This is a genomic window from Pseudoalteromonas sp. MMG033, assembly GCF_057197785.1.
The window spans coordinates 1,734,697-1,758,074 of the sequence record NZ_CM170070.1; the positions used below are offsets into that span (position 1 = coordinate 1,734,697).

Genomic DNA, 23,378 nt, shown 5'->3' on the forward strand with positions numbered 1-23,378 from the left:
GCGCATCGGTAACGAATTTAAACGGTATCGTTAATAGATTGCCAGATCCGCGCCGGCAGTAGCTCTGTGAGGAATGCTTGTAACTCTTCAAGCTGAGGTTCTGCATTGATAGTCTGTTGCTCTGAAATACTGATAAAGCCTTGCTCACGCAATGCATTGATGAAGTTGCTCAGTACTTTTTTGTCAAAAAACTCAGGGCTCTTGATCCCATGCAGGGTGCCTAAACGATTGGCTAAGATGTCACTTTCCTTCTCTAAATCAGGACGCTTGATACCTTGATTATTAATCACGAGGCTGCTGGTGATGGCATAGCGCTCAAGGGTTAAGTGACACACCTTACCTAACATTTCTAGCTTAGCAAGCGCGCGATTGTCTTTACTCGCAACCGCATGAACACCGTCAAAAGTAATTAAATCATGCTGTGCAAAGCTGGTTAGGATATCCTTGACATAGCCACTTGGCATAGGGGTCAAAAACCACTCTTTTGCAAATAGCGGATAAAGCCTTGCAAGTTTTTGCTCACACTCTTGCGTGGTCATGCTAAAGCGATTGAATAGCATTTGTGCCAATACACTAGGTACCGCAAATAGATGCAAAATATTATTACGATAATAGTTGAACAGTGTACGTTCTTTTTCTTTGATGGTGATGATGTCACCTAACCCATCTTGCAGTACTTCAAATTTATCGAGTTTAAGCGCATGGGCCAGTAGCGCCTCTGCATCTTCATCTGGTTGAGTAACATGTGCGTTGTATTTGGCGTGCTGTTGCAGTGCTAAATAAAAGCGCAGTTGCTCCAGAAGCTTTTGCTTGCTCAAGGCAAATTGCTCATTACTGAGTAAGATGGTCGCAAGTACATTAATCACATTCAAAGCAGCACTGGCGTTGATGTTTGTCATGATTTGGTCGGCGACATTAGCGACTTGGTTGTTAAGCCACTGTGGTTTTGGAGCGTCCTCAGCATTGATTGCCTGGCGCCAATCAGGTTGGTGTTCATTTAAATATTGGTTTAGGTTGATAGGTTGGCCAAAGTTTAAATAACCGCGCCCGTAGTTACGCAGATTCTTAATGGCTTTGAATACGCCTAACACAGATTCATTTTTCTTATTATTACCAGCGAGCTCTTTGAGGTAGGTATTGATCTCCATGACATGCTCATAACCGATATAAACAGGCACAATCGAAATCGGTCTATCTATGCCTTTAAGCATAGATTGCATGGTCATGGCTAACATACCGGTTTTGGGCGGTAGCAATCGACCTGTGCGGCTGCGGCCGCCTTCAGTGTAAAACTTGACTGAGTAGCCTTTGATAAATAACTGGCTTAAATACTCTTTGAAAACCGCAGAATAGAGCTTATTACCGGCAAACGAGCGGCGAATAAAAAATGCGCCTGAGCGGCGGAAAATACCACCTGCTGGGAAAAAGTTCAGATTGACACCTGCGGCAATATGCGGCGGTACTAAGCCTTGATGATAAATGACATAAGTCAGCAATAAGTAATCCATATGAGAGCGATGACATGGCACGTATATGATTTCATGTCCCTTATCTGCCAGCGATCTGACCTCATCGGCATTTTTGACTTCAATCCCGTTGTATAACTTGTTCCAAAGCCAAGTTAGTACGCGGTCGGCAACGCGCACCATGGCATCAGAGTAGTTTGCTGCGATCTCGTCTAGTAACTCTTGTGCATTGAGCCTTGCTTCATGATGACTCAAGCCTTTTGCTTTGGCTTCTTCAGCAATGGCCTTTTTGATATTGGGCGCGGCGAGAATCGAGTTGAATAGGGCTTCTCTGGATGGGAGCTTAGGCCCTGTTGCGGCAAGTTGCTGACGACGGAAGTGGACACGGGCTACGCGCAGTAACTTTTGTGGTAACTCTTCTACATCCGCTTTGTCATTCATTAATTGCTCAACGGCAATGGGTGTCGAAAAGCGTACAAGGTTATCACGGCCTGAAAACAAAATGACCAAGCCTTTACGAAGCCAACTTGGCGTCAGTGAGTGGCTCAATAGCGTCCCAAGTCCTGGCTTTTCCTTACCCGGATCTCGGCCCCAAAATACGGAGACAGGCAAGATTTGGGCTTTGATTTCAGGATTGGCTTTAAGTGCGTGAAATATGTCTTTGCTTAGTTGTAGTGCATTACTCGGTTTGGCTGATTTAGAAAGCAACGGCGTTGGGTTTTGCATCGCAATAAAACGCGGCACCTCGGTGTTGCCTATCTTTTGCGATTGCATCGGGCTTGGCAGACCAAGCTGTTGGCACATGCGATCAATGGCTGCGAGATCGGAATGGGAGTTCAATCTCGCCACATAAAAAGTTGGCAGATTTGGATCAAGACCAAATTGCTCGATTGGGTTTTCTGGCAACAATTTACTTTTAACTAAAAGCCAATTAGTCCAGCGTGCAAGCACGTTGAGACTTTGGGATATAAAGCGCATATACAGTACCAAATAATAATTTTTGCAATAGAATATCAAGGATTCACTGGACTGACCATGGTCCAGTGAATCCTTGCATTGTGTCGCCTACAGCCGAGTTACGATGTTTAAGGCACCACCAATATGAAACCAAGGTATGCTAAACACTGTTAAGTATAGTCAAGCCAAGTTTAAACCTAGTTATTTATTAGGACGTTAGCCTTTTAATGAACTTTAACTAGTCACTTGACTAAGGTGTTGTCGTAGCATCGAGTTTGGCGAAAAAATAAGATATCGCAATGCGACAAATTTATTGCATTTAATTGTTGCATTTATCACCAGTATCATTATAATGTGCGAACTTTCTCGGCTTCTGGCCGTTGAAAGTACAAATGAAAGTCTGGATTTCAGACTATTAAACAGGAACTCCGATTTGGAGTTCGATGGTAGAAATAAAAGAACAACCGACTTCTTAGGTATTTTAAGATAGTTTCGGCGGTTTTTTTATGCTCTTTTTAAATGCTCTTTTAATTGAGGTTTAAGAATGTCAAATCAACGCATTCGTATTCGCCTAAAAGCTTTTGACCACCGTTTGATTGACCAATCAACGGCGGAAATCGTGGAAACTGCGAAGCGCACTGGTGCTCAGGTACGTGGTCCAATCCCACTACCTACACGTTTTGAGCGTTTCACTGTATTGATCTCTCCGCACGTAAACAAAGACGCGCGTGATCAGTATGAAATCCGCACCCATAAACGTCTGATCGACATCGTAGAACCAACTGACAAGACTGTAGACGCTCTAATGCGCCTAGACCTTGCTGCTGGTGTTGATGTTCAAATCAGCCTGGGTTAATCGAAAGATTAGAGAGGTTTTAGGAAAATGGCATTAGGTCTAGTCGGTCGTAAAGTGGGTATGACACGTATCTTCACTGAAGATGGTGTATCTATCCCTGTGACAGTTATCGAAGCGACGCCTAACCGTGTAACTCAGATCAAATCTGACGCTACAGACGGTTATAACGCGCTTCAAGTTACTGCAGGCGAGAAAAAAGCAAGCCGTGTAAACAAACCAGCTGCGGGTCACTTCGCAAAAGCTGGCGTTGAAGCGGGTCGTGGCCTGTGGGAATTCCGTCTTAACGGCGGAGAAGGTGAGTTTGAAGTAGGTTCAGAACTAACTGTTGAACTTTTCACTGAAGTGAAAAAAGTAGACGTTACTGGTACTTCAAAAGGTAAAGGTTTCCAAGGTGGTGTTAAGCGCTGGAACTTCAGCATGCAAGACGCTACACACGGTAACTCTCTATCTCACCGTGCTCCTGGTTCAATCGGTCAAAACCAGTCTCCTGGTAAAGTTTTCAAAGGTAAGAAAATGGCCGGTCAAATGGGTAATGTTCGTTCTACGACACAGAACCTTGAACTAGTTCGTGTTGACGCTGAGCGTAACCTGCTTTTAGTTAAAGGTGCAGTACCTGGCGCTATCGGCGGCGACGTTATCGTTAAACCTGCTGTTAAAGCATAAGTCCTGGAGATTTAGTGATGGAATTAGCAATTAAAGGCGCTGGTGCGCTTGAAGTTTCCGAAGCTACTTTTGGACGTGAGTTTAACGAAGCATTAGTACACCAAGTAGTTGTTGCTTACGCAGCAGGTGCTCGTCAAGGTACTAAAGCTCAGAAGACGCGTTCTGAAGTACGTGGTGGTGGTAAGAAACCATTCCGCCAAAAAGGTACTGGCCGTGCACGTGCTGGTACAATCCGCAGCCCAATCTGGCGCAGCGGTGGTGTGAGCTTTGCAGCTAAGCCGCAAGATCACAGCCAAAAAGTTAACCGTAAGATGTATCGCGGTGCGATCAAGAGCATCTTATCTGAACTAGTTCGTCAAGAGCGTCTTGTTGTTGTTGAAAACTTCGGTTTAGAAGCACCTAAGACTAAAGAACTAGTAGCTAAGCTTAAAGAGCTTGAGCTAAAAGACGTATTAATCGTGACTGAAGAAGTAGATGAGAATCTATTCCTTTCATCTCGTAACCTGTACAAGGTTGATACTCGTGACGTAGCTGGCATCGACCCAGTAAGCCTAATCGCTTTCGATAAGGTTCTAATTACTGCTGGTGCTGTGAAGCAACTTGAGGAGTCATTAGCATGATCAGTGAAGAACGTCTTTTAAAAGTAATTCTTGCTCCACACATCTCTGAGAAAAGCACTATCTCTGCTGAAGCGAACAACACTATTGTGTTCAAAGTAGCAAAAGATGCAAACAAAGCTGAAGTTAAAGCAGCTGTTGAAAAGCTTTTTGAAGTAGAAGTAACTGGTGTTCGCACTCTAAATGTTAAGGGTAAAACAAAGCGTACAGGCATGCGTTTCGGCCGTCGTTCAGACTGGAAGAAAGCCTACGTTACTCTTAAAGAAGGCAGCGAGCTAGACTTTGTCGGCGGCGCCGAGTAATAAGGGGAGTTAGAATTATGGCACTTCAAAAGTGTAAACCAACTTCTGCGGGTCGTCGTCACGTCGTTAAAGTGGTTAACCCTGATCTACACAAGGGTAAGCCATACGCTCCGCTACTAGAGAAAAACTCTAAATCAGGTGGTCGTAACAACAACGGTCGTATCACGGTTCGTCACATCGGTGGTGGTCACAAGCATCACTATCGTGTAATCGACTTTAAACGCACTAAAGACGGCATTCCAGCTGTTGTTGAGCGTCTAGAGTATGATCCAAACCGTAGCGCAAACATCGCTCTTGTATTATATGCAGACGGTGAACGTCGTTACATCATCGCACCTAAAGGTGTTAAAGCAGGTGATGCTATCCAGTCTGGTGTTGATGCACCAATCAAAGCTGGTAACACATTACCAATGCGTAACATCCCAGTAGGTACTACAGTACACAATGTTGAGCTTAAGCCTGGTAAAGGCGCTCAGATTGCACGTTCTGCTGGTGCATATGTACAGATCCTAGCGCGTGAAGGCCAGTACGTGACTCTACGTCTACGTTCAGGTGAAATGCGTAAAGTTGAAGCGGATTGCCGCGCAACTATCGGTGAAGTAGGTAACGCTGAACACATGCTTCGTTCACTAGGTAAAGCTGGTGCTAATCGTTGGCGTGGTATCCGTCCTACAGTTCGTGGTGTTGCCATGAACCCGATTGACCACCCACACGGTGGTGGTGAAGGTCGTACATCTGGTGGTCGTCACCCTGTGTCTCCATGGGGTAAGCCTACTAAGGGTGCTAAGACACGTAAGAACAAGCGTACTGATAAATTTATCGTACGTCGTCGTACTAAGTAATAGTTGAGGAATTGCCATGCCACGTTCTCTCAAGAAGGGTCCATTCATTGACCTACACTTGCTGAAGAAGGTAGAGAAGGCGTTGGAAAGCGGTGACAAGAAGCCTATCAAGACTTGGAGCCGTCGTTCAATGATCATCCCTAACATGATCGGATTGACCATCGCTGTCCATAATGGTCGTCAGCACGTACCTGTATTCGTTACAGACGAAATGATCGGTCACAAACTAGGTGAATTTGCACCTACACGTACTTACCGCGGTCACGCTGCGGATAAGAAAGCTAAAAAGCGTTAATCGGAGGATATGATGGAAGCATTAGCTAAACACAAATTCGCCTCTGGTTCGGCGCAAAAAGCACGTCTAGTTGCTGATCAGATCCGCGGACTTCCGGTTGATCGCGCGCTAGAAATCCTAGCGTATAGCCCAAAGAAAGCGGCTGTATTGGTTAAAAAAGTACTTGAGTCTGCTATCGCTAACGCGGAGCACAACGAAGGTGCTGACATTGATGAGCTTAAAGTGGCTAAAGTATTTGTAGACGAAGGTCCTACAATGAAACGTATTATGCCACGTGCTAAAGGACGCGCAGACCGCATCCTTAAGCGTTCAAGCCACATCACTGTTGTGGTTTCAGATAGCTAGGAGATATAAGTAATGGGACAAAAAGTTCATCCTACTGGTATTCGCCTAGGTATCTCAAAGCCTTGGGTATCTACTTGGTACGCGAATACAAAAGATTTCTCTGAGCAGCTTTTTGGCGATCACAAAGTGCGTCAATACCTTACTAAGGAATTGAAAAACGCTTCTGTGTCTAAAATCGTTATCGAGCGTCCAGCTAAATCTATCCGTGTAACAATTCACACAGCTCGTCCTGGTGTTGTTATCGGTAAAAAAGGTGAAGACGTTGAAAAGCTTCGCCAAGCTGTAACTAAGCTTGCTGGTGTACCTGCACAAATCAACATTGCAGAAGTACGTAAGCCTGAGCTAGATGCTCAATTAGTTGCTGACGGTATCTCTTCACAGCTAGAACGTCGTGTTATGTTCCGCCGCGCTATGAAGCGCGCAGTACAAAATGCAATGCGTCTAGGTGCTAAAGGTATCAAAGTTGAAGTTAGCGGTCGTCTAGGCGGCGCTGAAATCGCACGTTCTGAGTGGTACCGTGAAGGTCGTGTACCTCTACACACTCTACGTGCTGATATCGATTACGCAACTTCAGAAGCTTTGACTACTTACGGCATCATCGGTGTTAAAGTTTGGATCTTCAAAGGCGAAGTTATCGGTGGTCTTCCACTGAAACAAGAGCAAGAGAAGCCAGCTAAACGCGCACCGAAGAAAGCTAAAAAAAGTGCTAAGTAAGAGGTAGCGACTAATGTTACAGCCAAAACGTACAAAATTCCGCAAGGTACACAAAGGCCGCAACCGTGGTCTTGCTACTAGCGGTAACAAAGTTAGCTTCGGTTCTTTCGGCTTGAAAGCGACTGGCCGTGGCCGTATGACTGCTCGTCAAATCGAAGCAGCTCGTCGTGCTATGACGCGTCATATCAAGCGTCAAGGTAAAATCTGGATCCGTGTGTTCCCAGATAAGCCGATTACAGAAAAACCGCTTGAAGTTCGTATGGGTAAAGGTAAAGGTTCTGTTGAATACTGGGTTGCTGAAATTCAGCCTGGTAAAGTACTTTACGAGATGGAAGGTGTTTCAGAAGAGCTTGCTCGTGAAGCATTCGACCTAGCTGCTCGTAAATTACCTTTCAAAACAACATTTGTAACTCGGACGGTAATGTAATGAAAGCTAGCGAATTGAAAGACAAAAGCGTAGAAGAGCTTAAAGCTGAACTTCTAGAGCTTCTTCGTGAGCAGTTCAACCTGCGCATGCAAGCGAGCACTGGTCAGCTAGCTCAAACTCACGAGCTGAAAAAAGTACGTCGCAATATTGCGCGTGTTAAAACGGTTATCAACCAGAAGGCAGGTGCATAATGAGCGATAAAATCCGTACTCTTCAAGGTCGTGTAGTTAGCGACAAAATGGATAAGTCAATCGTTGTTGCTATCGAGCGTCAGGTTAAACACCCGATCTACGGTAAATTCATCAAGCGTACAACTAAGTTGCACGCACATGATGAGAACAACACAGCACTAGCAGGTGACGTCGTGACTATTCGCGAATGTGCGCCAATCTCTAAGAAAAAATCTTGGACGCTAGTTGACGTGATTGAACGTCCTAAGAAAGCTTAATTTTTAATTAAGTTGACTTATAAAAACCCCGGCCTTGGTCGGGGTTTTTTCGTTTTAACACTTGCGTTTATAACCACTTAGTTTCATTCTAATGCGCTGAACTTTTTTAGAAAAAAAACCTCCAAACATAAACAACGATAAAAAACTAAAGGATTATGTAATGCACTCTACGCGAGTGGCTGTGTTGGGCTCTTTGACCATTCACGGTGTTATTGGGTGTTTGTTATTTTTAGTCGCCCCGACAGTACCTATCGTGAAGACTGACAAATCGCTCAAAGTCTATGTGGTGACAATGGATGAGCCGGACCAATCTGCTATCGAGGAAGAGGTTATTGACGTCGATGTGGTCGAAGTCGCAGATAGCCCTCCTATTGAAGAGAAAATAAACGAGCCTGAGCAAGTCGAAGAGGTTATTGCTGAGCAAACATCCACGCAGCCGAAGAGTGAACAAGAGCAACCCACACTGGAGCCAGACCGTGAGCAAAATACTGCTACAGCTAATAAAGTAAAGGTGATTAAGGTTAATCCCTATAAAGGTATTGAACAGCTACAGCAAAAAGAGCAAGAGGCTTTTTTTGGCTCTCGTCAGTTTGATAAACAGACTGGCGCGCCAGCACTCAGAATGCGCACGCCAAAAGCGCACACACAGTATTTATCCGGTGATACAGAGGAGATTTATCGCGGTCAAGGTAAACGTGTGGTGAAATGGAAAGGCAAGTGTTACTTATTTGATGATTCGTCGGAGATGGCACAAGCAGATATGCCTTCTTCTTCGGGTCAACCTTGTCCGGGTGAACTTTCTAACAATGAAGCGCTGTTAAAGCGAGCATTAGATAAATACCTTAAATGAGAAAGTGTTAGCGAATTAAAGTTAACTTGAGGTAACGCAGATAAAACCACCCTGATATACCGCCAGCAATAGGGAGCGTGAGCAGTGCTGCCCAGCCACCGACATAAAAACTCACCAATATCATGGTGATATCATAGTTAAAAAGTATGCAAGGTGTATCGCCCCGCTCATTGATGACGCACGTCAGCGAGTTAGATAAAATCTGTGCAAGTAGCACACTGAAAATAGGCGCAATCGCAATGATTGCAAAGATCACAGATAGTGCTAACCAGCGTTTAGGTTTGAGCATACTTTTTCCTTGTATTGCTTTTTTGCCAGTGTGAAACAGTGTAACTGTGAGTGCAAGCGTTTTCGGCTGAACGTGAGACTATGATGCGTAGTAGGGCGGCCCACAGTTGTTGTAGGCCGGGTCTTTTTATATCACTCGTGAAAAGCGGGTGTTTTTGATTTGTTGCTGCAAATAGGCGTCAAAGCACATGCAAATGATCCGAATAAATAATGTGCCTTTGGCGGTGACCGTAATGGCGTTTTGGTCGTTGATCACTAAGCCATCTGTTTCCAAAGGTGCGAGCGCTTGCAGTGCCTGCGCAAAGTAGTCATCAAAATCGATATTAAACTGGGCATTGATAGCTGTTTTATCTAAGTCGAAATGGCAAATAAGCTGCTTTATCACGGCGGCACGTATGAGGTCATCATGGTGTAAAGATATGCCTTTACTGATGGCATTTTTGTGCTCAGATACCGCATGGTAGTAAGGCTTGAGATCTTTCTCATTCTGTAATATTGCATTGCCTATCTGAGAAATGGATGACACGCCTAACCCTAATAAATCGCAGTTACCATGGGTGGTATAGCCTTGAAAGTTCCTGTGTAGTTGACCTTCGCGCTGCGCAGTTGCAAGCTCATCATCCTGTTTTGCAAAGTGATCCATACCAATGTATTGGTATCCTGCCTGTGTCATACGCTCAAGTGTTGCTTTGAAGATGGCCAGCTTTTGTTCTGGCGTAGGCATATCATGCTCTTTGAGTTTGCGCTGAGCGGCAAACCTGTCTGGCAAATGGGCGTAATTGAAGAGCGAAACACGATCTGGTGCCAACTCGATAAGTTGCTCTATGGTGGCTTGGTAGGTCTCGGGAGTTTGGTGTGGTAAGCCGTATATCATATCCATATTGATGGACTTGAACCCGAGGGCTCTTGCTTTATGTAAGACTGTGAGTACTTCATCTAGTTGCTGTGGACGATTCACCGCAGCTTGCACTTGGTCATTAAAGTCTTGCACGCCAAAAGATACGCGATTGAAGCCAAGTGCTTTGAGTGACTCCAGCATGCCATCAGCTAATGAGCGAGGGTCTATTTCAATGCCGCGCTGCGCAGTGTGAGCAAAGTCAAAATGTTGCTCGAGGGCGTCGATGAGCCGCGTCATTTGTTCAGCAGTTAAAAATGTCGGTGTGCCGCCACCTAAATGCAATTGCTCAATTTGATAATCCTTAAATAGGGGCGCTTGAGCGGCAATTTCTTGAAGCAGATGGTCAAGGTAAACATCGGCTTTAGATTGGTGGCGCGTAATGATTTTATTACAACCACAGTAATAGCATAGCTGATGGCAAAAGGGGATATGAATATACAGCGACAGTGCACGATTGGCAGAGCTGGCAATCGCGTTGGTTAAATCACTTTGTGTATACCCAGAGGCCAATGACAAAGCGGTGGGATAAGATGTATATCTTGGACCAGAAATATTGTATTTCTGGATCAGGGAGTCTTCCCAATGAGGTAGTTTAATCACGATCGCACTCAAATAAAATTACACAGCCTAATTATAGGTGTTAGCACAACAGCAGAACTTGATCTGACGCAATCGGGTGTTTATTAGGCAATACAGCGTGTGCTGTATTGCCTAGCGAGTAGTTAAAGTTGGTAACGCTTGGCGGTGGTAGCTAGGTCATCTGCTAATGTTGCCAACAATGTCGCATCATTTGAGGCTTTTTCTGCCCCTTGTGCGGTTTCTTTTGCTGTGCCGGTGACGTCACGTACACCTTGTGAGACCTGCTGTGTCACAGCATATTGCTGCTCAGTGGCACTGGCAATTTGAATGCTCATGTCACGGATCGCAATCACGGAATCGGAAACCTGCTGAAGGGTTTCTCCCGCTTGGTGAATTTGTTCGGCCGTGGTTTCTGCATTCTCTACATTACTGCCCATGAGCTCAACTGAGCGCTGTGCCTCCTGCTGTAGACGAGAAATCATGGCCTGGATCTCTTCGGTACTTTGCTGAGTTCGGCTGGCAAGACTGCGCACCTCATCAGCAACAACGGCAAAGCCTCGACCTTGCTCACCAGCTCTCGCAGCTTCAATTGCAGCATTGAGTGCAAGCAAGTTGGTTTGATCGGCAATGCCTCTGATCACATCTAGGATGGAGCCGACAGACTGGGTTTCTTCGGCAAGTTTTGAAATTGTTTGGCTAACATTATCAATGTCGGCTTTGAGCGTTGTGATTGACGTGGTGGTTTGTGCCACTGCATTTAGTCCATGCTGAGAAGATTCTTCCGCGGTTGTGGCGGTATCTGCTGCTGACTGCGTGCTTTGCGTAATATCTGCGACGGTTTGCGCCATTTCATCCATCGCTCTATCGGTGTTTTCTAACTGTGACATTTGTTGCTCTGCACCTTGCATAGCCTGTGTGGTGATGGCGCTCATATTGTGTGCAGTCGCGGTCAATGTATCGGTAGATTGATGGATCTGCTCAATAAAGGCCCTCAGGTTGGTCACCATTTCGGACATGGCTTGGTAAATGCCACTGTTATTTTGACTGTGATCGAAGTGCACAGTGAGATCGCCTGAGGCAATTTTTCTAGCCATGGCTTCGATTTCTCGCGGTTCACCACCAATAGGTTGCTTGATGATTTTACTGATAAACCAGCTAAAGAAGAGCCCACAAATAATAATAAGTATGGCAAGGGTGATCACAGTAAATTTGGCATTGGCACTGGCCGCTTGCACAATCGGCCCAAGTTCATCTTGAGAGGATTTAATATCGAGTTTGATATTTTCAACTTGCGCCGCAACGTCAGGGCCTATTTTATCAAGTACTTGGGTGATTTCAGTATTACGCTTTATGATGACTTGATACACCTCTTCCAAACCTGCTTGATAGGCTTCAAGAGGGGTGATGAACCCTTGAGATTGACCTGATTGGGATAGCTGAAAAAATTGTTTGGCTTGGCGGTTTAACGTGCCCAAGGTATCTTTTGCTAATCGGTAGTCTCGCTCAGCATTGGCCACTAAGAATTGGTTTGTTGATAGCCTGCCTTGTTGTAATAGACTTCTCAGCGCACTGATTTTATTCACCTCTTCGATAGATTGGGCATTATCCATCATGGTCCGCAGTTTACCATCTAGCTCAGGTCCATATTTGTTCAATGTGTTATGAACAATTTGATGGCGTCGTTCATACAAGCTAATAACCTGCCTGAAGCTGCCTTCATATTGTTCCATTTGCTTTTGGCTGTTTGTGATGATGTTCAATTGAGAGGAATTAGTATACTGTGCTTGCGCGGTGTCGAGGAGGGATTCAAGCAGCTCTAGTCGCTGGTCAAACTGGGCTATATTGGCATCGCTTTGGTGTTTTAAATATTTTATGGCCTGTAATCTTACCTCTAATAAATTTGCTTGAATTCGTCCTGCTAAATTACTGTCCCTTGCTTTGGTACGATATTCGACAAAATTGTTGTACCCGCTGTTTAATCCCCAGAAGGCGGTAATGGATAATACGATTATCATCAATATCATTACGCCAAAGGCGCCGTTTAATTGTTGGCTGAGCCGCCAGTTTTTTATCATATAACACCCTAGAAGCTACGTTGAGCTATGAGTTGATCTGCACATAAATATACAGTGCCATATATTAATATACTTGTTTTCTACGATTTTATTATTAATTTGACGAAAAAAAATACCCATGTAAAGCGTTTTAGGTGAAATTGTTTGATTATGATCAACAGTTGTCTTTAATTTATTAACTATTGATATTTATTGGGTTTTGTTGCGGATGAGGGGATAATTACCCAATTTTAGTATGTAATTTAATCACTCAACTCAAGCATTAACTTGAAAAAATTTTAAGGTGGGCAAGTACGGCGCATTTTATGCACCGTACATAAAACGGTTAAAGCTTAAACTGATTGACAGTCGCGTTGAGGGCTTTGGCCAAGTCATTTAAGTCTCTAGCTTCATCAGCCAGTAGGTGGGCATGATTTGCCGTGCTATTAACTAAGTCATTAATCGCGTTCAGGCTATTATTAATGTCTTCTGCCACCACAGTTTGCTCTTCTGTAGAAGTCGCGATCTGGTGACTCTGATCTTGTACCGTGTTAACCGACTCGGTGATATTACGCAATGCATCTAAGACTTCTTGAGTTTGCTCAACTGAGCTTTGCGCACGCTCCTGACCTTGCTGCATCATGGTTGACGCTTGTTGTGCAATTTGCTGCAAACGCGAGATCATATTACGAATATCATCTGTTGACTCTTGAGTACGACTTGCAAGGCTTCTTACCTCGTCCGCAACAACCGCAAATCCGCGCCCTTGCTCGCCAGCACGAGCCGCTTCAATTGCTGCATTTAAAGCCAGCAAGTTTGTTTGCTCGGCAATGCCATTGATAACGTCAATGACCGCGCCGATATTGCTAGTCTCTTGCTCTAAGCCTGCAACAACTTTGGCTGCTTCACCAATGTGGCTGGCTAGTTCCGTCATCACTTCTTGAGCTTGACTGGAGCGCTGAGCACCATCGTTGGTCATACTTTGCACTAAATCCGATGCGCGATTTGTTTCATGGGCATTGCGAGATATCTCGGTTACCGTTGCAGCCATTTCCGTGACGGCTGCGGATACGCTGTCTACTTGCTCTTTCTCTTGCTGGATTTCATCGTTGGTGTTATTTGAGACATCACGTAATTGAGCTGAGGCACCGCTAAGTTGTTCTGCTTGCGCTGCTGTATCGATCATCATGGCACGTAACTTATCGATGAAGGTGTTCATGTGCATAGCGAGCTGCCCCACTTCATCTTGACTCTCAATATTGATGCGACGAGTTAGGTCACCTTCACCTGAAGCAATATCACGCATGGTGTCTGTTAAAGTAATGATAGGACGTGTGATCATCTGTGCAGCAAGTAAAATCATGGCGACAATAATTGATAAAATGACGATCACGGCTGTCACAGTGCTCATTACCGCTTCATTTACAGGTTCTTCAATTAGACTCACTGGAATAAGAATACCTACATGCCAATCAAGCACTGGCGTATCCAGTTTTACGCTGTTGAACACAACATAATAGTCTTGACCTTGCAATGTCACAGTGGCGTTACCTGCGTCTTGGCGATCAATTAAACGGGTGAGTTCGGTAAAGCCACTGGTGTCTTGAAACTGCTGTTCAAGACCTGCTAAGCCTTCTTTACCGCGAGGTCCTGCATCCGTTGTCGACAGGTTATGTCCAGTACGCTTTGATAAATGGACGACTTTGAGTTCGTTATCCAGTAAGAATCCGTAGCCTTCACCATCAAATTGGATCTCTTCGACCATGGCATTGATTTTGTTTATTTGTAAATCGACACCACCAACAGCGACCAGCTCGCCTTGTTTATTATAAACTGGTTGCTGAACAACGGCAGACACATCACCTGTATTGATATCTACAGACAGTGCACCAACGTACAGCTTGCCGTGATTCAGCGCGTCTTGCCACCATGGGCGTTTGTATGCGTAATAAGGTCGTCCATCAGAGAAGTTTGAAGTACGTTCGTTTTCCTTAAAGTACTCACCAGTGCGTGCTGACGCCATAAATGCAGACAAAATGTTTTCATCGCTTTTACTGATACGCTGAAAGTCTTCGTTGACTTCATCATAGCCTTTGTCACTAGCTAGACTTTGCTCTCTAACTGAGTAGTTATCAAACCAATTGACGTTATGGGGATTGGTGACAAAGGTTTCGACCACCTTGCCGTATTGAGCGAAAAATGACTCCATTGATAGTTTTTCAGAGTAGATATAACTCTGTGCTTCACGTTCAATACCTTGACGTGAGATTGTTGCGATATGATTAACAAAATAAGTGGAAGCCAGCATCAATAACACCGAAATTGTGCCACCGATCAGTATGAGAATTTTTTTACGAAGAGATAAGTTTTCAAACATGACGTATTCTTTTTATTGGGACAGCGCTAACGTAATAAACCATATCTCATTTGATATATCTAGCTAATTTGGGCGAGGTACGTGCAAGATGAGATAAGTGGTTTCATCATATCGTTCCTAAAAAGATAAAAAAATAGTAAAGAATCATCATATTGCAGTAGCTAATTTATAACCAAAAGCTGAGGAAATGTTGATGGTATTTTTTATTATGCTGTACTAACATTATGACCTGATTTAGGTAAAATTAAGAAAATATGATGAATAATAAGTTAGTCGTTTTAGGAGCAGGTTGGCTGGGAAGCGCATTAGTTCGAGATGCAAAAGCGAGCGGTTGGCAAGTTCAAGCGACACGCCGAGAAGCGCATGTAGACGAAGACATCAAAGCATTTTGCGTGACTGACTCAGTACTTCATCATTCTATTACACTTGATGAGGCATATTGGGTGTGTGCTATACCACCACGCATGCGTCAAAGTGAAACCTTGTACCTAGAAACATTGCGCTTGGCGCTGGAAACTGCGGCATCGTTAAAGTGTCGAGGCTTTTTATTATGCTCTTCAACTGCGGTGTATGGTACTGACTCGGGTCATTTTGATGAGCAATCGCCACTGGCGTCAAAAGACACCATTCGTCAGCAGATATTGCAAACGGCAGAGGACATGGTTCTTGAACAAAATGGTAAAATCGCGCGTTTGGCTGGTTTGGTTGGTCCAAGCAGAGAGCCGGGCAGGTTCATCTCAGGCAAACACTTATCAAGTTCCTCACACGCGCTGGTTAATATGGTAGATCAGCAAGATGTGGTCAATGGACTGCTGCGCATCATATCCAATTGGCAGTCAGCAAAGCCTGTCTACAATATATGTCATCCTGCTCATCCGACTAAACAAGACTATTATCAACAGCACTGCACGCAATATGGCAGTGAGCCTCCTAGCTTTGCCAGTGACGAATCTGTGGCAAGGGTAATAGATGGCACGCTAATCACGAAATTGGGCTTTGAATATCGTCACGATATTTAAGCTGCAGCGTTTTATTTTTTGAATGTGAGGTGACCTCCAAGGCGGTACTTGCTGCCTGGGGAGATCAGTCGGGCAAAGCTGACGATACCTTGAGACGACCAAGTTCGTCGAATGACTTGCAGGCAAGGTTCTTCATTAAACATATTCAGCCATTGGCATACTTCCTCGTTGGGCATAACGGCTTCAACAGTATGTCTAGCTTCGGTCAGTGGCGCAACTTGTGTTAAGTATTCGTGCGGTGTCAATGCGGTAAAGTCTTGCTGTAAGTACTCAGGTACCAATGCCGGATTGACAAAGCGCTCTTCTACTTGCAGTGGTTCGTCATTTTCGTGATGGACTATCACACTACGATATACCTGACTGTCAATTTCAACCCCAAGTGCTATGGCTATTGGCGCAATCGCAAAGATGGACGCTAGTGATAATACCACACAGGCATAGTCACCACCGCGCTGTGCAACTTCATCAGCGATATTGCGTATTTCCAGCAGTGAAGATTGAGATTTAAAACTGGCGACAAACGTGCCTAATCCTTGACTGCGGGTAAGTATGCCTACCTCGGTGAGTTCACTCAGTGCACGTCGCGCCGTCATGCGGCTCACCTTAAATTGATCGGATAGCTCATTTTCAGAGGGGACACGTTGGTGTTCTAGCCACACTCCAGCGCGGATCTGCTCAATAATATGCTGTTTGATTTGTGCAAATTTAGGTTGTTCAGTCACTGTCTGCTACCGTGTAATAAAAGGTTAGTCATAAAGGTGGCATAGTCATCTTGTATATACAAGTATTCTTGCTAAACTTGTATTAATTTTCTCCAACTGAGTGTAGACAGTGATTGAAGTAGATTTAGTAATAACTGATGCAAATATTGCCACAATGGATGAGCAGATCGCAGGCGCGTATGGCGTAATTGAAAATGCGGCGATCATGTTAAAAGGCGATACGATTATATGGCTTGGTAAAACACCTGAGATGCCAGAGTTTGACGCATTAGCGACCCCAGTGACATCTGCAAAAGGGGCGTGGCTGACGCCGGGTCTGATTGATTGCCACACTCATATCTTATTTGCAGGCTCTCGTGCACAAGAATTTGAGCAGCGTTTGAATGGGGTATCCTATCAGCAAATCGCAGAGCAGGGCGGTGGCATTGCAACAACAGTGAAAGCAACACGTCAGGCCTCAAAAGAAGATTTATTCGTGGTTGCTAAGTCGCGCTTAAATGCCTTGTTAAAAGAAGGGGTAACTACGGTTGAAAGTAAATCGGGCTATGGTCTTGATACTGAAAGTGAGCTGAAATTACTCGAAGTAAATCAAATCTTGGATGAACATCACCCTATCCAAATACAAAGTACGTTTTTGGGGGCGCACGCCCTACCTCCAGAGTTTAAAGGGAATAGCGATGGCTATATTGACCTAGTCTGTGACGAAATGTTGCCTTTAGTGGCACAGCGTGGCCTCGCGGATGCGGTTGACGTATTTTGCGAAAACGTGGGCTTTAGTCATGCGCAAACAAAGCGTGTATTTGAACGTGCAACTGAATTAGGTTTGAAAGTGAAATGCCATGCAGAACAGCTATCTAACCAACACGGTAGTGAGCTGGTCGCTGAGTTTGGTGGTTTATCGGCAGATCATATCGAATATTTAGATGAGCGCGGTGTGATGGCTATGGCCAAATCGGGCACGGTTGCGGTGATTTTACCGGGCGCGTTTTACTTCCTAAGAGAAACTCAGCATCCGCCAATTGACTTATTGCGTGAACATAAAGTACCGATTGCCATTGCCAGTGATTTTAATCCAGGTACCGCACCGTTATGCTCGCTACGTTTAATGCTGAATATGGCATGCACATTATTTAAAATGACACCAGAAGAGTCGTTATTAGGTGTGACGAGACATGCGGCGAAAGCATTGGGTTTATCTGATAGGGGTGTACTGAAAGTGGGTGCAAAAGCCGATATTGCGATGTGGCAAATTCAGCATCCGTCAGAATTAAGTTATCAGTTTGGCGTAAACGATCTGTTAAATCTGTGGATATCGGGTAGACTTATTCAATATTAATGGTCTGTAGTGGTCGTGTGATGGCTAGATTTTTGTTGTTAAATTCGCTTATTTTTATATCGAACATATGCTGGGTACTCCCCGCATTGAGTGCAACAACGCTAGCCGATTTTTCCATAGGTTACCTTTTAAACTCACCTCTGTCTGTGGCATTTTTTGCAGGTATTGTGGTGAGTTTGAGCTTGGTGGCGATTGCACGTTCTTATTTCGCTATTAATCGAATACTGCTCGCCTTGCTGGGCGCCGGCGGATTAGGTGTACTGGCTGCGGTGGGAGATGGCGCGCTTTATTTCCTTGTGTTTGTATTGTTAGTGAACATTTGGCAAAGCGACCGAATTGGGCAAGGAAGACATATTGTCATTTGCGCCTTGTGCGCGGTTGCAGCAACCCTGCTAACTGTGAGTCACTTTTGGTGGCATTCTTCTAGCTTCTATGTGGTGTTTGCTCTGTTACCCATTTTCATCAGTGAACTCTTTATTGATGCGCCTCAAAGTCATGATAGTGCGCCTATTGAGCCCAATAATGTGGCTAATACAGATATATTAGGATTGCCAGACCGCGCAGGCATTCGAGAGGCATTCAATGAATATCGCGCCAGAGAGGCAGGTACAGCCATGCTGGTGATGGTGAGATTAGAAGGGTTTCAGCAGGTCAACTTCCATCTTGGTCGCGAGTTTGGGGATTTGTTACTTGCGCAATCAGCAAATCGCATGAAGCAGCATTTGCAAAGTCATGACGTTATGCCCATTGCTATGGGCAATGACGTAGAGCGTTTGGCGCATTTAGGCGGTTTGCATTTTGTATTTGTGTGCAGTTTGGCACATCAGCAGCATCTCCATGAGCATTTATGTGCAGAAATTATTGAAAGCACGCTTAAGCCATTCAATGTTGGTAACTGTATTATTGAAGTCAGTGCCAGAGCAAGTTATGTCAATTGCGATGAAGAACTCGGGCAATTTGATGATTTATTGACCTGTGTGTTCTTGGCATTAGATAGTAGTCCGGAAAATACCATCGCCCCGTACCAGCAAAAAATGCAAATAGACCGTCTTGAGCAGCAAGCAAGGCTGGCAGAGTTGGCCCATATCGATTTCAAAAATGAGTTGGAATTGTATTTTCAACCTGTCGTGCGAAACGGTGATGGTGATATTGAATATGTGGAACTACTCTTGCGATGGCAGCACCCTAAGCAGGGGATATTAGCGGCAAGCAAGTTCATTGAGGATATTCGTATTGCGGGGCTTGCGCTTCCTCTAGCACAGTATGTGATTGAGCGTGCTGCTGAAATTGCGTTGGCACTGCGAGTTGAAGGGATCCAGATGCCACTAGGCATTAACTTATTTGGCCCTGAAATGCTACATGAAGAGTTCATCGAGTTTGTCGACAGGATTTTAGTGGAACACCAATTAATGCCAAGCGATATTATTATTGAGTGTCCATCGCAAATGTTTACCACACTAGATCAACAAGGCGTTGCCATGGTGGCGAGGCTACGCACTATGGGTGTGAGGTTGTGTGTGGACGGCTTCGGCGAATCGCCTTTGCTGCTGGCAAAATTACCTAAATTAGAAGTGGATTATGTGAAACTTGGGCGCTCATTAACGACGCCAAATCAAAACCAAGGGAATTTTAAAGCCGTTGTGCGAGGTATTGTTGAAATGCAAAATGTTCAAGAGTGTAAGGTGATCTGCGAAGGCGTTGAGTCACAGGAGCAGCTGCAATTCGCGCAAAACTTAAATGCATTCGCTGCACAAGGTTATTTATTTACTCGCCCTTTGAGTAGTATAGGGATGATCAGTTGGTTGAAGCAATGGCGCTGGGAGCATCCTGTAGAAGATAAGCCCAGCACCTTTGATACCAATTAGCTTTGTCTTGCTTTGAGGTAGCTGCAGACCAGTCCAGATAGCACTTGTCCCGCTTCAATAATGCCTTGTTGCTCACCTTGAGGGTGATTTTTTGGGGCCGCTTCACATAAGTGTAAATAGCGTGTATTTGTTTGCTTGGCACTTTGATAAACAAAGTGCTCGGCATCATTCACGCTGAATCCACAGTTGGTGTAAGCACTGACCGGCATACCTGAAATTGCGTCAACGTCTACTTCAATACCTAGAGGTAAGCTTTGTTTGAAGCGGCTTGTTGCGATCTTTATTGCATCCGTTAATGAAGTTTCCCGAGTGACTAGAATGTCTTGGTATGTGGTGTAAGTAAACCCTGCTTTTTGCAGTGATGCGATGATGGTGTCATTGTTTTTTTGCTCATGCATGCCTACGACATGATAGTCTCCAAGGTATCCTGCTTGGTATGCATAGCTAAATCCGTTACCTGAGTGCCTGCCTTCAATGGCTCTAAAATCGGCATGGGGATCGAAGTTAATTGCTTGGCATGGGCCTTGTGAACTGGTGGATAAAGCTTTGAGTAATCCGAAGCTGTTATTGTGGCCGCCGCCAATTAATATCGGTTCTAGGCCTGCATCAAAAATGGCTTGAAGGACTGCACTCACACGTTCATCTAACGTTTCGCAGAGCGCTCTTAAGTGAGCCAGACCCTCAGGTGTGGTGTTATCTGCTGATCCGCTTTGTGTTTGTAAGTCATGGGTTATGATTTCGCCGAGCAATAATACATTATTTGGCGTAAGGAATTGATTGCAGGGTAAATTAAGGAAGCGCTTTAAAAATGCCTGCCAGCCATCCGTCGCACCACCATTACCACAATTGCCGCGAGGACCGATATCTTCGTTGACGGCGACCAGCACATATTTAATGCCAAACTCTGAGGCATCTTTTAAGGCTTCTGGTAGAGGGGACTGTGACTTTAAAAAAGACAGTGATTGCCAAAATCGCGTTTCATTCTCTCTGGTTGCGGTGTAGTGGTTGATATTTGATTCGTTGTAAATCTTAATCCAATTATGTGCAGTCATGGTATTTCGAGTGTTAAAGCAGGTTAGGTTAAAGCGCCAAAAGGGTGCACTAAATAGGCCCCCTTTTGATGATGGGTAAAGTTGAAGTTAAGCGTCGTCTTCGTCTACTTCGAGTAAGAGCTCTTCGGCAGAGATAACGATGCCTGTTGAGTCAGCATAAAGAAAGTCGTCATCAAAGAAAGATACGCCAGCAAAGTTAACAGGTATACCTTGCACTCCAGCACCTTCGCTATCTGCCCCAACTGGAATGGATGCAATGGCTTGTATACCGATTTCACATTCTTCTAGCTCTTCTACATGACGGACTGCACCATATACAACAATGCCTTGCCAATTGTTCTCTAAGGCCAATTCAGCAAGATCAATATCGATTAATGCGCGGCGTGTTGACCCCCCCCCATCAATCAATAGTACTTGCCCAGTTCCATCTTGTTGCAGTACCTCAGCTATCATTTCATTGTTTTCGAAACACTTAACCGTTTTAATTCGACCACAAAAAGCGTGCTGGCCACCAAAGTTAATAAACATTGGCTCAAGTACGTCAACGGCGTCGGCGAAGTGATCACATAGATCAGACGTGCTGTAATCCATCATAGTATCCTCAGAGAATGGCTAAACTGTTGTCAGTATACTCCCATTAAGAAGCTGCGCAATGCTTTGAATCAACTTACATAATTGTGTCACAAAAATGTCGCGTTATTGTTATTAAGCTCTTCTAAGCTGAAATTGTGAACAAATGTAAGCAACTAAGATGAAAGCACAAATAATTAAACTAGATACAGCCTTATATTTTGCGCTGTATAAGCCAAAACGGCGCAAGTGGTTTAACTGGTTGATGTTAATGCTATCTAAAAGTGGCAATGGCGGGCTGTATGTCATTTTAGCGTTATTAAATGCCTATTTTATGGGTAAGGTTGGCAATACTTTTGTGCAGACTGTATTGCTAGCATTCGCCGTAGAGCGGCCTTTATATTTTTTATTGAAAAAATACTTTGCCAGAGTGAGGCCTTGTGATTGCTTGGCAGTCAAAGCCATGCTTACACCGAGTGATAAATTTAGTATGCCGTCGGGGCATAGTGCCGGTGCTTGGCTGTACGCCACGTGTTTGATGGAAGTCTACCCTGTGCTCACTATTCCATTATGTGTTTGGGCTGCGGGTGTCTCCCTGTCTCGGGTGTTGGTCGGGGTGCACTATCCAATAGATGTGATACTTGGAGCGTTGATGGGCAGTGGATGCGCCATGTTGGCCATTGGTATGTTAGGAGATTTATGAGAATACTATATGGGATCCAGGGGACTGGTAATGGTCATATTACACGCGCACGTGTGATGGCTGAGTGTTTTACTAAACTCGGTATTGATGTTGACTATTTATTTTCTGGACGAGATGAAAGTAATTACTTTGACATGGACGTATTTGGCCAATTTCAGGTGCGTCGAGGCTTAAGTTTTGTCACAAAAAATGGCAAATTGAATTATCGTGAAACGGCAAAACAGCTCAGTCCCATGACATTCATTCGTGATGTAAGGCAACTGGATGTTAAACAGTACGATCTGGTTTTTAATGATTTTGAGCCGGTGTCTGCGTGGGCGGCTAAATTAGCTAAAGTGCCTGTGGTGGCGATGAGTCATCAGGCTGCTTTTTTATCTCCTGAGGTACCTTTATTTGGTGCGGGACATATGGAGCGCGCGTTGATACGCTGGTTTGCCCCTGCCGATGTGCATTTAGGTGTGCACTGGCAGCCTTTTGCGAAAAATATTTTGCCGCCTTTTATTTCATTCCATGACTGTCATAGGGCATCTGTTGCTAATAAGGTGTTGGTATACTTACCGTTTGAAGACTTAAATAGCATCGTTGAATTACTGGGTGACTTCCCAGATAGGGAGTTTTATTGTTATCACCCGGATGCAACAGACAAATCATTAAATCATATTCATTTACGGGCCCCTTCACGGACAAGATTTTTAGATGATTTAGCCAGTGCGTCAGGGGTTGTTGCTAATGCCGGTTTTGAATTATCTAGTGAGGCGCTCAAGTTCGGTAAAAAACTGCTATTAAAACCATTGCAGGGACAATTTGAGCAGCTGAGTAATGCGATGACATTGCAGTCTCTTGGATTAGCGGAAGTGATGAATTACCTAAATTCGGAAGCGTTAGGCGAATGGCTTGAACATCCAGAAGGCCAAAAAATTGATTTTCCCTCCGATGCGACCCCATTAGCTCAGTGGCTAGCTAATGGTCAATGGCAAGATTACGGGAGTTTACACGATAATTTATGGCAGCCAATCCTCTATAACAGGAACAAAGTTGCATAATATGTAAATTCTTTGAAATATTTTTGCTTAAACATGTAGATTCGATTTCGGCGCAAGATGAGTTTGGCTATACTGTATTGCAGGTTCTGT

25 protein-coding genes are annotated in these 23,378 nt (G+C 44.5%); 17 read left to right on the forward strand and 8 right to left on the reverse strand.

Annotated features, from left to right (window positions below):
* Positions 1-17 precede the first annotated feature (17 nt).
* Positions 18-2,444, reverse strand: coding sequence for a glycerol-3-phosphate 1-O-acyltransferase PlsB (plsB, locus tag AC2CZC_RS07605; protein WP_484584374.1), 2,427 nt, complete (start codon positions 2,442-2,444; stop codon positions 18-20).
* A gap of 523 nt (positions 2,445-2,967) precedes the next feature.
* Here plsB and rpsJ point away from each other — a divergent pair.
* From rpsJ to AC2CZC_RS07665, 12 genes are all read left to right on the forward strand, one after another.
* Positions 2,968-3,279 carry a 30S ribosomal protein S10 gene (gene rpsJ / locus AC2CZC_RS07610; RefSeq protein ID WP_005495349.1) on the forward strand — a complete coding sequence of 104 codons (312 nt, stop codon included), beginning with the start codon at positions 2,968-2,970 and terminating at the stop codon, positions 3,277-3,279.
* Between the two features lie 27 nt (positions 3,280-3,306).
* The gene (rplC, locus tag AC2CZC_RS07615) at positions 3,307-3,942 is read left to right on the forward strand and encodes a 50S ribosomal protein L3 (RefSeq protein ID WP_010376387.1); all 636 of its coding nucleotides are present in this window, start codon (positions 3,307-3,309) and stop codon (positions 3,940-3,942) included.
* A gap of 17 nt (positions 3,943-3,959) precedes the next feature.
* A complete protein-coding gene (rplD, locus tag AC2CZC_RS07620; protein ID WP_023398458.1) occupies positions 3,960-4,562 on the forward strand; it encodes a 50S ribosomal protein L4 in 603 nt (200 codons plus the stop codon).
* Positions 4,559-4,861: a 50S ribosomal protein L23 gene (rplW, locus tag AC2CZC_RS07625; RefSeq protein ID WP_023398457.1), complete on the forward strand. Its 303-nt coding sequence runs from the start codon at positions 4,559-4,561 to the stop codon at positions 4,859-4,861. Before rplD ends, rplW begins: the two co-directional genes overlap by 4 nt.
* Before the next feature lie 17 nt (positions 4,862-4,878).
* Positions 4,879-5,703 (forward strand): 50S ribosomal protein L2, encoded by an 825-nt coding sequence (gene rplB / locus AC2CZC_RS07630; protein ID WP_023398456.1) that lies wholly within the window; start codon positions 4,879-4,881, stop codon positions 5,701-5,703.
* A gap of 16 nt (positions 5,704-5,719) precedes the next feature.
* On the forward strand, positions 5,720-5,998 hold the full coding sequence (gene rpsS, locus AC2CZC_RS07635; RefSeq protein WP_010367084.1) for a 30S ribosomal protein S19: 279 nt from the start codon (positions 5,720-5,722) through the stop codon (positions 5,996-5,998).
* A 12-nt stretch (positions 5,999-6,010) separates the two neighbouring features.
* Positions 6,011-6,343 (forward strand): 50S ribosomal protein L22, encoded by a 333-nt coding sequence (rplV, locus tag AC2CZC_RS07640; RefSeq protein WP_010386167.1) that lies wholly within the window; start codon positions 6,011-6,013, stop codon positions 6,341-6,343.
* A gap of 12 nt (positions 6,344-6,355) precedes the next feature.
* The gene (gene rpsC, locus AC2CZC_RS07645; protein WP_023398455.1) at positions 6,356-7,057 is read left to right on the forward strand and encodes a 30S ribosomal protein S3; all 702 of its coding nucleotides are present in this window, start codon (positions 6,356-6,358) and stop codon (positions 7,055-7,057) included.
* 13 nt (positions 7,058-7,070) lie between these two features.
* On the forward strand, positions 7,071-7,484 hold the full coding sequence (gene rplP / locus AC2CZC_RS07650; RefSeq protein WP_023398454.1) for a 50S ribosomal protein L16: 414 nt from the start codon (positions 7,071-7,073) through the stop codon (positions 7,482-7,484).
* Positions 7,484-7,675 carry a 50S ribosomal protein L29 gene (gene rpmC, locus AC2CZC_RS07655; protein ID WP_039607538.1) on the forward strand — a complete coding sequence of 64 codons (192 nt, stop codon included), beginning with the start codon at positions 7,484-7,486 and terminating at the stop codon, positions 7,673-7,675. Before rplP ends, rpmC begins: the two co-directional genes overlap by 1 nt.
* On the forward strand, positions 7,675-7,932 hold the full coding sequence (rpsQ, locus tag AC2CZC_RS07660) for a 30S ribosomal protein S17 (RefSeq protein ID WP_023398452.1): 258 nt from the start codon (positions 7,675-7,677) through the stop codon (positions 7,930-7,932). Before rpmC ends, rpsQ begins: the two co-directional genes overlap by 1 nt.
* Before the next feature lie 160 nt (positions 7,933-8,092).
* Positions 8,093-8,782, forward strand: a complete 690-nt coding sequence (locus tag AC2CZC_RS07665; RefSeq protein WP_484584375.1) for a hypothetical protein — start codon at positions 8,093-8,095, stop codon at positions 8,780-8,782.
* 7 nt (positions 8,783-8,789) lie between these two features.
* On the opposite strand, the gene AC2CZC_RS07670 is transcribed toward AC2CZC_RS07665, so the two are convergent.
* From AC2CZC_RS07670 to AC2CZC_RS07685, 4 genes are all read right to left on the reverse strand, one after another.
* Complete coding sequence (locus AC2CZC_RS07670) at positions 8,790-9,071, reverse strand: hypothetical protein (protein WP_484584376.1); 282 nt, start codon at positions 9,069-9,071, stop codon at positions 8,790-8,792.
* A gap of 126 nt (positions 9,072-9,197) precedes the next feature.
* The gene (hemN, locus tag AC2CZC_RS07675) at positions 9,198-10,568 is read right to left on the reverse strand and encodes an oxygen-independent coproporphyrinogen III oxidase (protein ID WP_484584377.1); all 1,371 of its coding nucleotides are present in this window, start codon (positions 10,566-10,568) and stop codon (positions 9,198-9,200) included.
* 122 nt (positions 10,569-10,690) lie between these two features.
* On the reverse strand, positions 10,691-12,622 hold the full coding sequence (locus tag AC2CZC_RS07680) for a HAMP domain-containing methyl-accepting chemotaxis protein (protein WP_484584378.1): 1,932 nt from the start codon (positions 12,620-12,622) through the stop codon (positions 10,691-10,693).
* Between the two features lie 325 nt (positions 12,623-12,947).
* A complete protein-coding gene (locus tag AC2CZC_RS07685) occupies positions 12,948-14,978 on the reverse strand; it encodes a methyl-accepting chemotaxis protein (protein ID WP_484584379.1) in 2,031 nt (676 codons plus the stop codon).
* Positions 14,979-15,232: 254 nt separating this feature from the next.
* Between AC2CZC_RS07685 and AC2CZC_RS07690 the strand changes: the two genes are divergently transcribed.
* Positions 15,233-15,997, forward strand: a complete 765-nt coding sequence (locus AC2CZC_RS07690; protein ID WP_484584380.1) for an NAD-dependent epimerase/dehydratase family protein — start codon at positions 15,233-15,235, stop codon at positions 15,995-15,997.
* 11 nt (positions 15,998-16,008) lie between these two features.
* On the opposite strand, the gene hutC is transcribed toward AC2CZC_RS07690, so the two are convergent.
* Entirely contained in the window at positions 16,009-16,719 is a 711-nt protein-coding gene (hutC, locus tag AC2CZC_RS07695; protein WP_484584381.1) for a histidine utilization repressor, read from the reverse strand.
* A 154-nt stretch (positions 16,720-16,873) separates the two neighbouring features.
* On the opposite strand from hutC, the gene hutI reads away from it, so the two are divergent.
* A complete protein-coding gene (gene hutI, locus AC2CZC_RS07700) occupies positions 16,874-18,055 on the forward strand; it encodes an imidazolonepropionase (RefSeq protein ID WP_484584859.1) in 1,182 nt (393 codons plus the stop codon).
* Between the two features lie 86 nt (positions 18,056-18,141).
* On the forward strand, positions 18,142-19,920 hold the full coding sequence (locus AC2CZC_RS07705; RefSeq protein WP_484584382.1) for an EAL domain-containing protein: 1,779 nt from the start codon (positions 18,142-18,144) through the stop codon (positions 19,918-19,920).
* Here the strand turns inward: AC2CZC_RS07705 and AC2CZC_RS07710 are convergent.
* Positions 19,917-20,972: a formimidoylglutamase gene (locus tag AC2CZC_RS07710; RefSeq protein WP_484584383.1), complete on the reverse strand. Its 1,056-nt coding sequence runs from the start codon at positions 20,970-20,972 to the stop codon at positions 19,917-19,919. The two genes, AC2CZC_RS07705 and AC2CZC_RS07710, sit on opposite strands and share 4 nt — an antisense overlap.
* 87 nt (positions 20,973-21,059) lie before the next feature.
* On the reverse strand, positions 21,060-21,563 hold the full coding sequence (gene rraA, locus AC2CZC_RS07715; RefSeq protein WP_063362804.1) for a ribonuclease E activity regulator RraA: 504 nt from the start codon (positions 21,561-21,563) through the stop codon (positions 21,060-21,062).
* A gap of 160 nt (positions 21,564-21,723) precedes the next feature.
* Here rraA and AC2CZC_RS07720 point away from each other — a divergent pair, with 160 nt between their 5' ends.
* Together AC2CZC_RS07720 and AC2CZC_RS07725 are read left to right on the forward strand one after the other, a co-directional pair.
* Complete coding sequence (locus AC2CZC_RS07720; RefSeq protein ID WP_484584384.1) at positions 21,724-22,245, forward strand: phosphatase PAP2 family protein; 522 nt, start codon at positions 21,724-21,726, stop codon at positions 22,243-22,245.
* Complete coding sequence (locus tag AC2CZC_RS07725; RefSeq protein ID WP_484584385.1) at positions 22,242-23,288, forward strand: MJ1255/VC2487 family glycosyltransferase; 1,047 nt, start codon at positions 22,242-22,244, stop codon at positions 23,286-23,288. Before AC2CZC_RS07720 ends, AC2CZC_RS07725 begins: the two co-directional genes overlap by 4 nt.
* Positions 23,289-23,378 lie beyond the last annotated feature (90 nt).

Excerpts from the sequence above, each read along its gene's own strand:
- rpsJ (WP_005495349.1), top strand. The coding sequence starts at position 2,968 with ATGTCAAATCAACGCATTCGTATTCGCCTAAAAGCTTTTGACCACCGT.
- AC2CZC_RS07670 (WP_484584376.1), bottom strand. The coding sequence starts at position 9,071 with ATGCTCAAACCTAAACGCTGGTTAGCACTATCTGTGATCTTTGCAATC.
- rpsC (WP_023398455.1), top strand. The coding sequence starts at position 6,356 with ATGGGACAAAAAGTTCATCCTACTGGTATTCGCCTAGGTATCTCAAAG.
- rplW (WP_023398457.1), top strand. The coding sequence starts at position 4,559 with ATGATCAGTGAAGAACGTCTTTTAAAAGTAATTCTTGCTCCACACATC.
- AC2CZC_RS07685 (WP_484584379.1), bottom strand. The coding sequence starts at position 14,978 with ATGTTTGAAAACTTATCTCTTCGTAAAAAAATTCTCATACTGATCGGT.
- plsB (WP_484584374.1), bottom strand. The coding sequence starts at position 2,444 with ATGCGCTTTATATCCCAAAGTCTCAACGTGCTTGCACGCTGGACTAAT.
- rpsQ (WP_023398452.1), top strand. The coding sequence starts at position 7,675 with ATGAGCGATAAAATCCGTACTCTTCAAGGTCGTGTAGTTAGCGACAAA.
- rplB (WP_023398456.1), top strand. The coding sequence starts at position 4,879 with ATGGCACTTCAAAAGTGTAAACCAACTTCTGCGGGTCGTCGTCACGTC.
- rplD (WP_023398458.1), top strand. The coding sequence starts at position 3,960 with ATGGAATTAGCAATTAAAGGCGCTGGTGCGCTTGAAGTTTCCGAAGCT.
- AC2CZC_RS07690 (WP_484584380.1), top strand. The coding sequence starts at position 15,233 with ATGATGAATAATAAGTTAGTCGTTTTAGGAGCAGGTTGGCTGGGAAGC.
- AC2CZC_RS07680 (WP_484584378.1), bottom strand. The coding sequence starts at position 12,622 with ATGATAAAAAACTGGCGGCTCAGCCAACAATTAAACGGCGCCTTTGGC.
- AC2CZC_RS07665 (WP_484584375.1), top strand. The coding sequence starts at position 8,093 with ATGCACTCTACGCGAGTGGCTGTGTTGGGCTCTTTGACCATTCACGGT.
- AC2CZC_RS07725 (WP_484584385.1), top strand. The coding sequence starts at position 22,242 with ATGAGAATACTATATGGGATCCAGGGGACTGGTAATGGTCATATTACA.
- rplV (WP_010386167.1), top strand. The coding sequence starts at position 6,011 with ATGGAAGCATTAGCTAAACACAAATTCGCCTCTGGTTCGGCGCAAAAA.
- rplP (WP_023398454.1), top strand. The coding sequence starts at position 7,071 with ATGTTACAGCCAAAACGTACAAAATTCCGCAAGGTACACAAAGGCCGC.
- hutI (WP_484584859.1), top strand. The coding sequence starts at position 16,874 with ATGGATGAGCAGATCGCAGGCGCGTATGGCGTAATTGAAAATGCGGCG.
- AC2CZC_RS07710 (WP_484584383.1), bottom strand. The coding sequence starts at position 20,972 with ATGACTGCACATAATTGGATTAAGATTTACAACGAATCAAATATCAAC.
- rraA (WP_063362804.1), bottom strand. The coding sequence starts at position 21,563 with ATGGATTACAGCACGTCTGATCTATGTGATCACTTCGCCGACGCCGTT.
- rpmC (WP_039607538.1), top strand. The coding sequence starts at position 7,484 with ATGAAAGCTAGCGAATTGAAAGACAAAAGCGTAGAAGAGCTTAAAGCT.
- AC2CZC_RS07720 (WP_484584384.1), top strand. The coding sequence starts at position 21,724 with ATGAAAGCACAAATAATTAAACTAGATACAGCCTTATATTTTGCGCTG.
- rplC (WP_010376387.1), top strand. The coding sequence starts at position 3,307 with ATGGCATTAGGTCTAGTCGGTCGTAAAGTGGGTATGACACGTATCTTC.
- rpsS (WP_010367084.1), top strand. The coding sequence starts at position 5,720 with ATGCCACGTTCTCTCAAGAAGGGTCCATTCATTGACCTACACTTGCTG.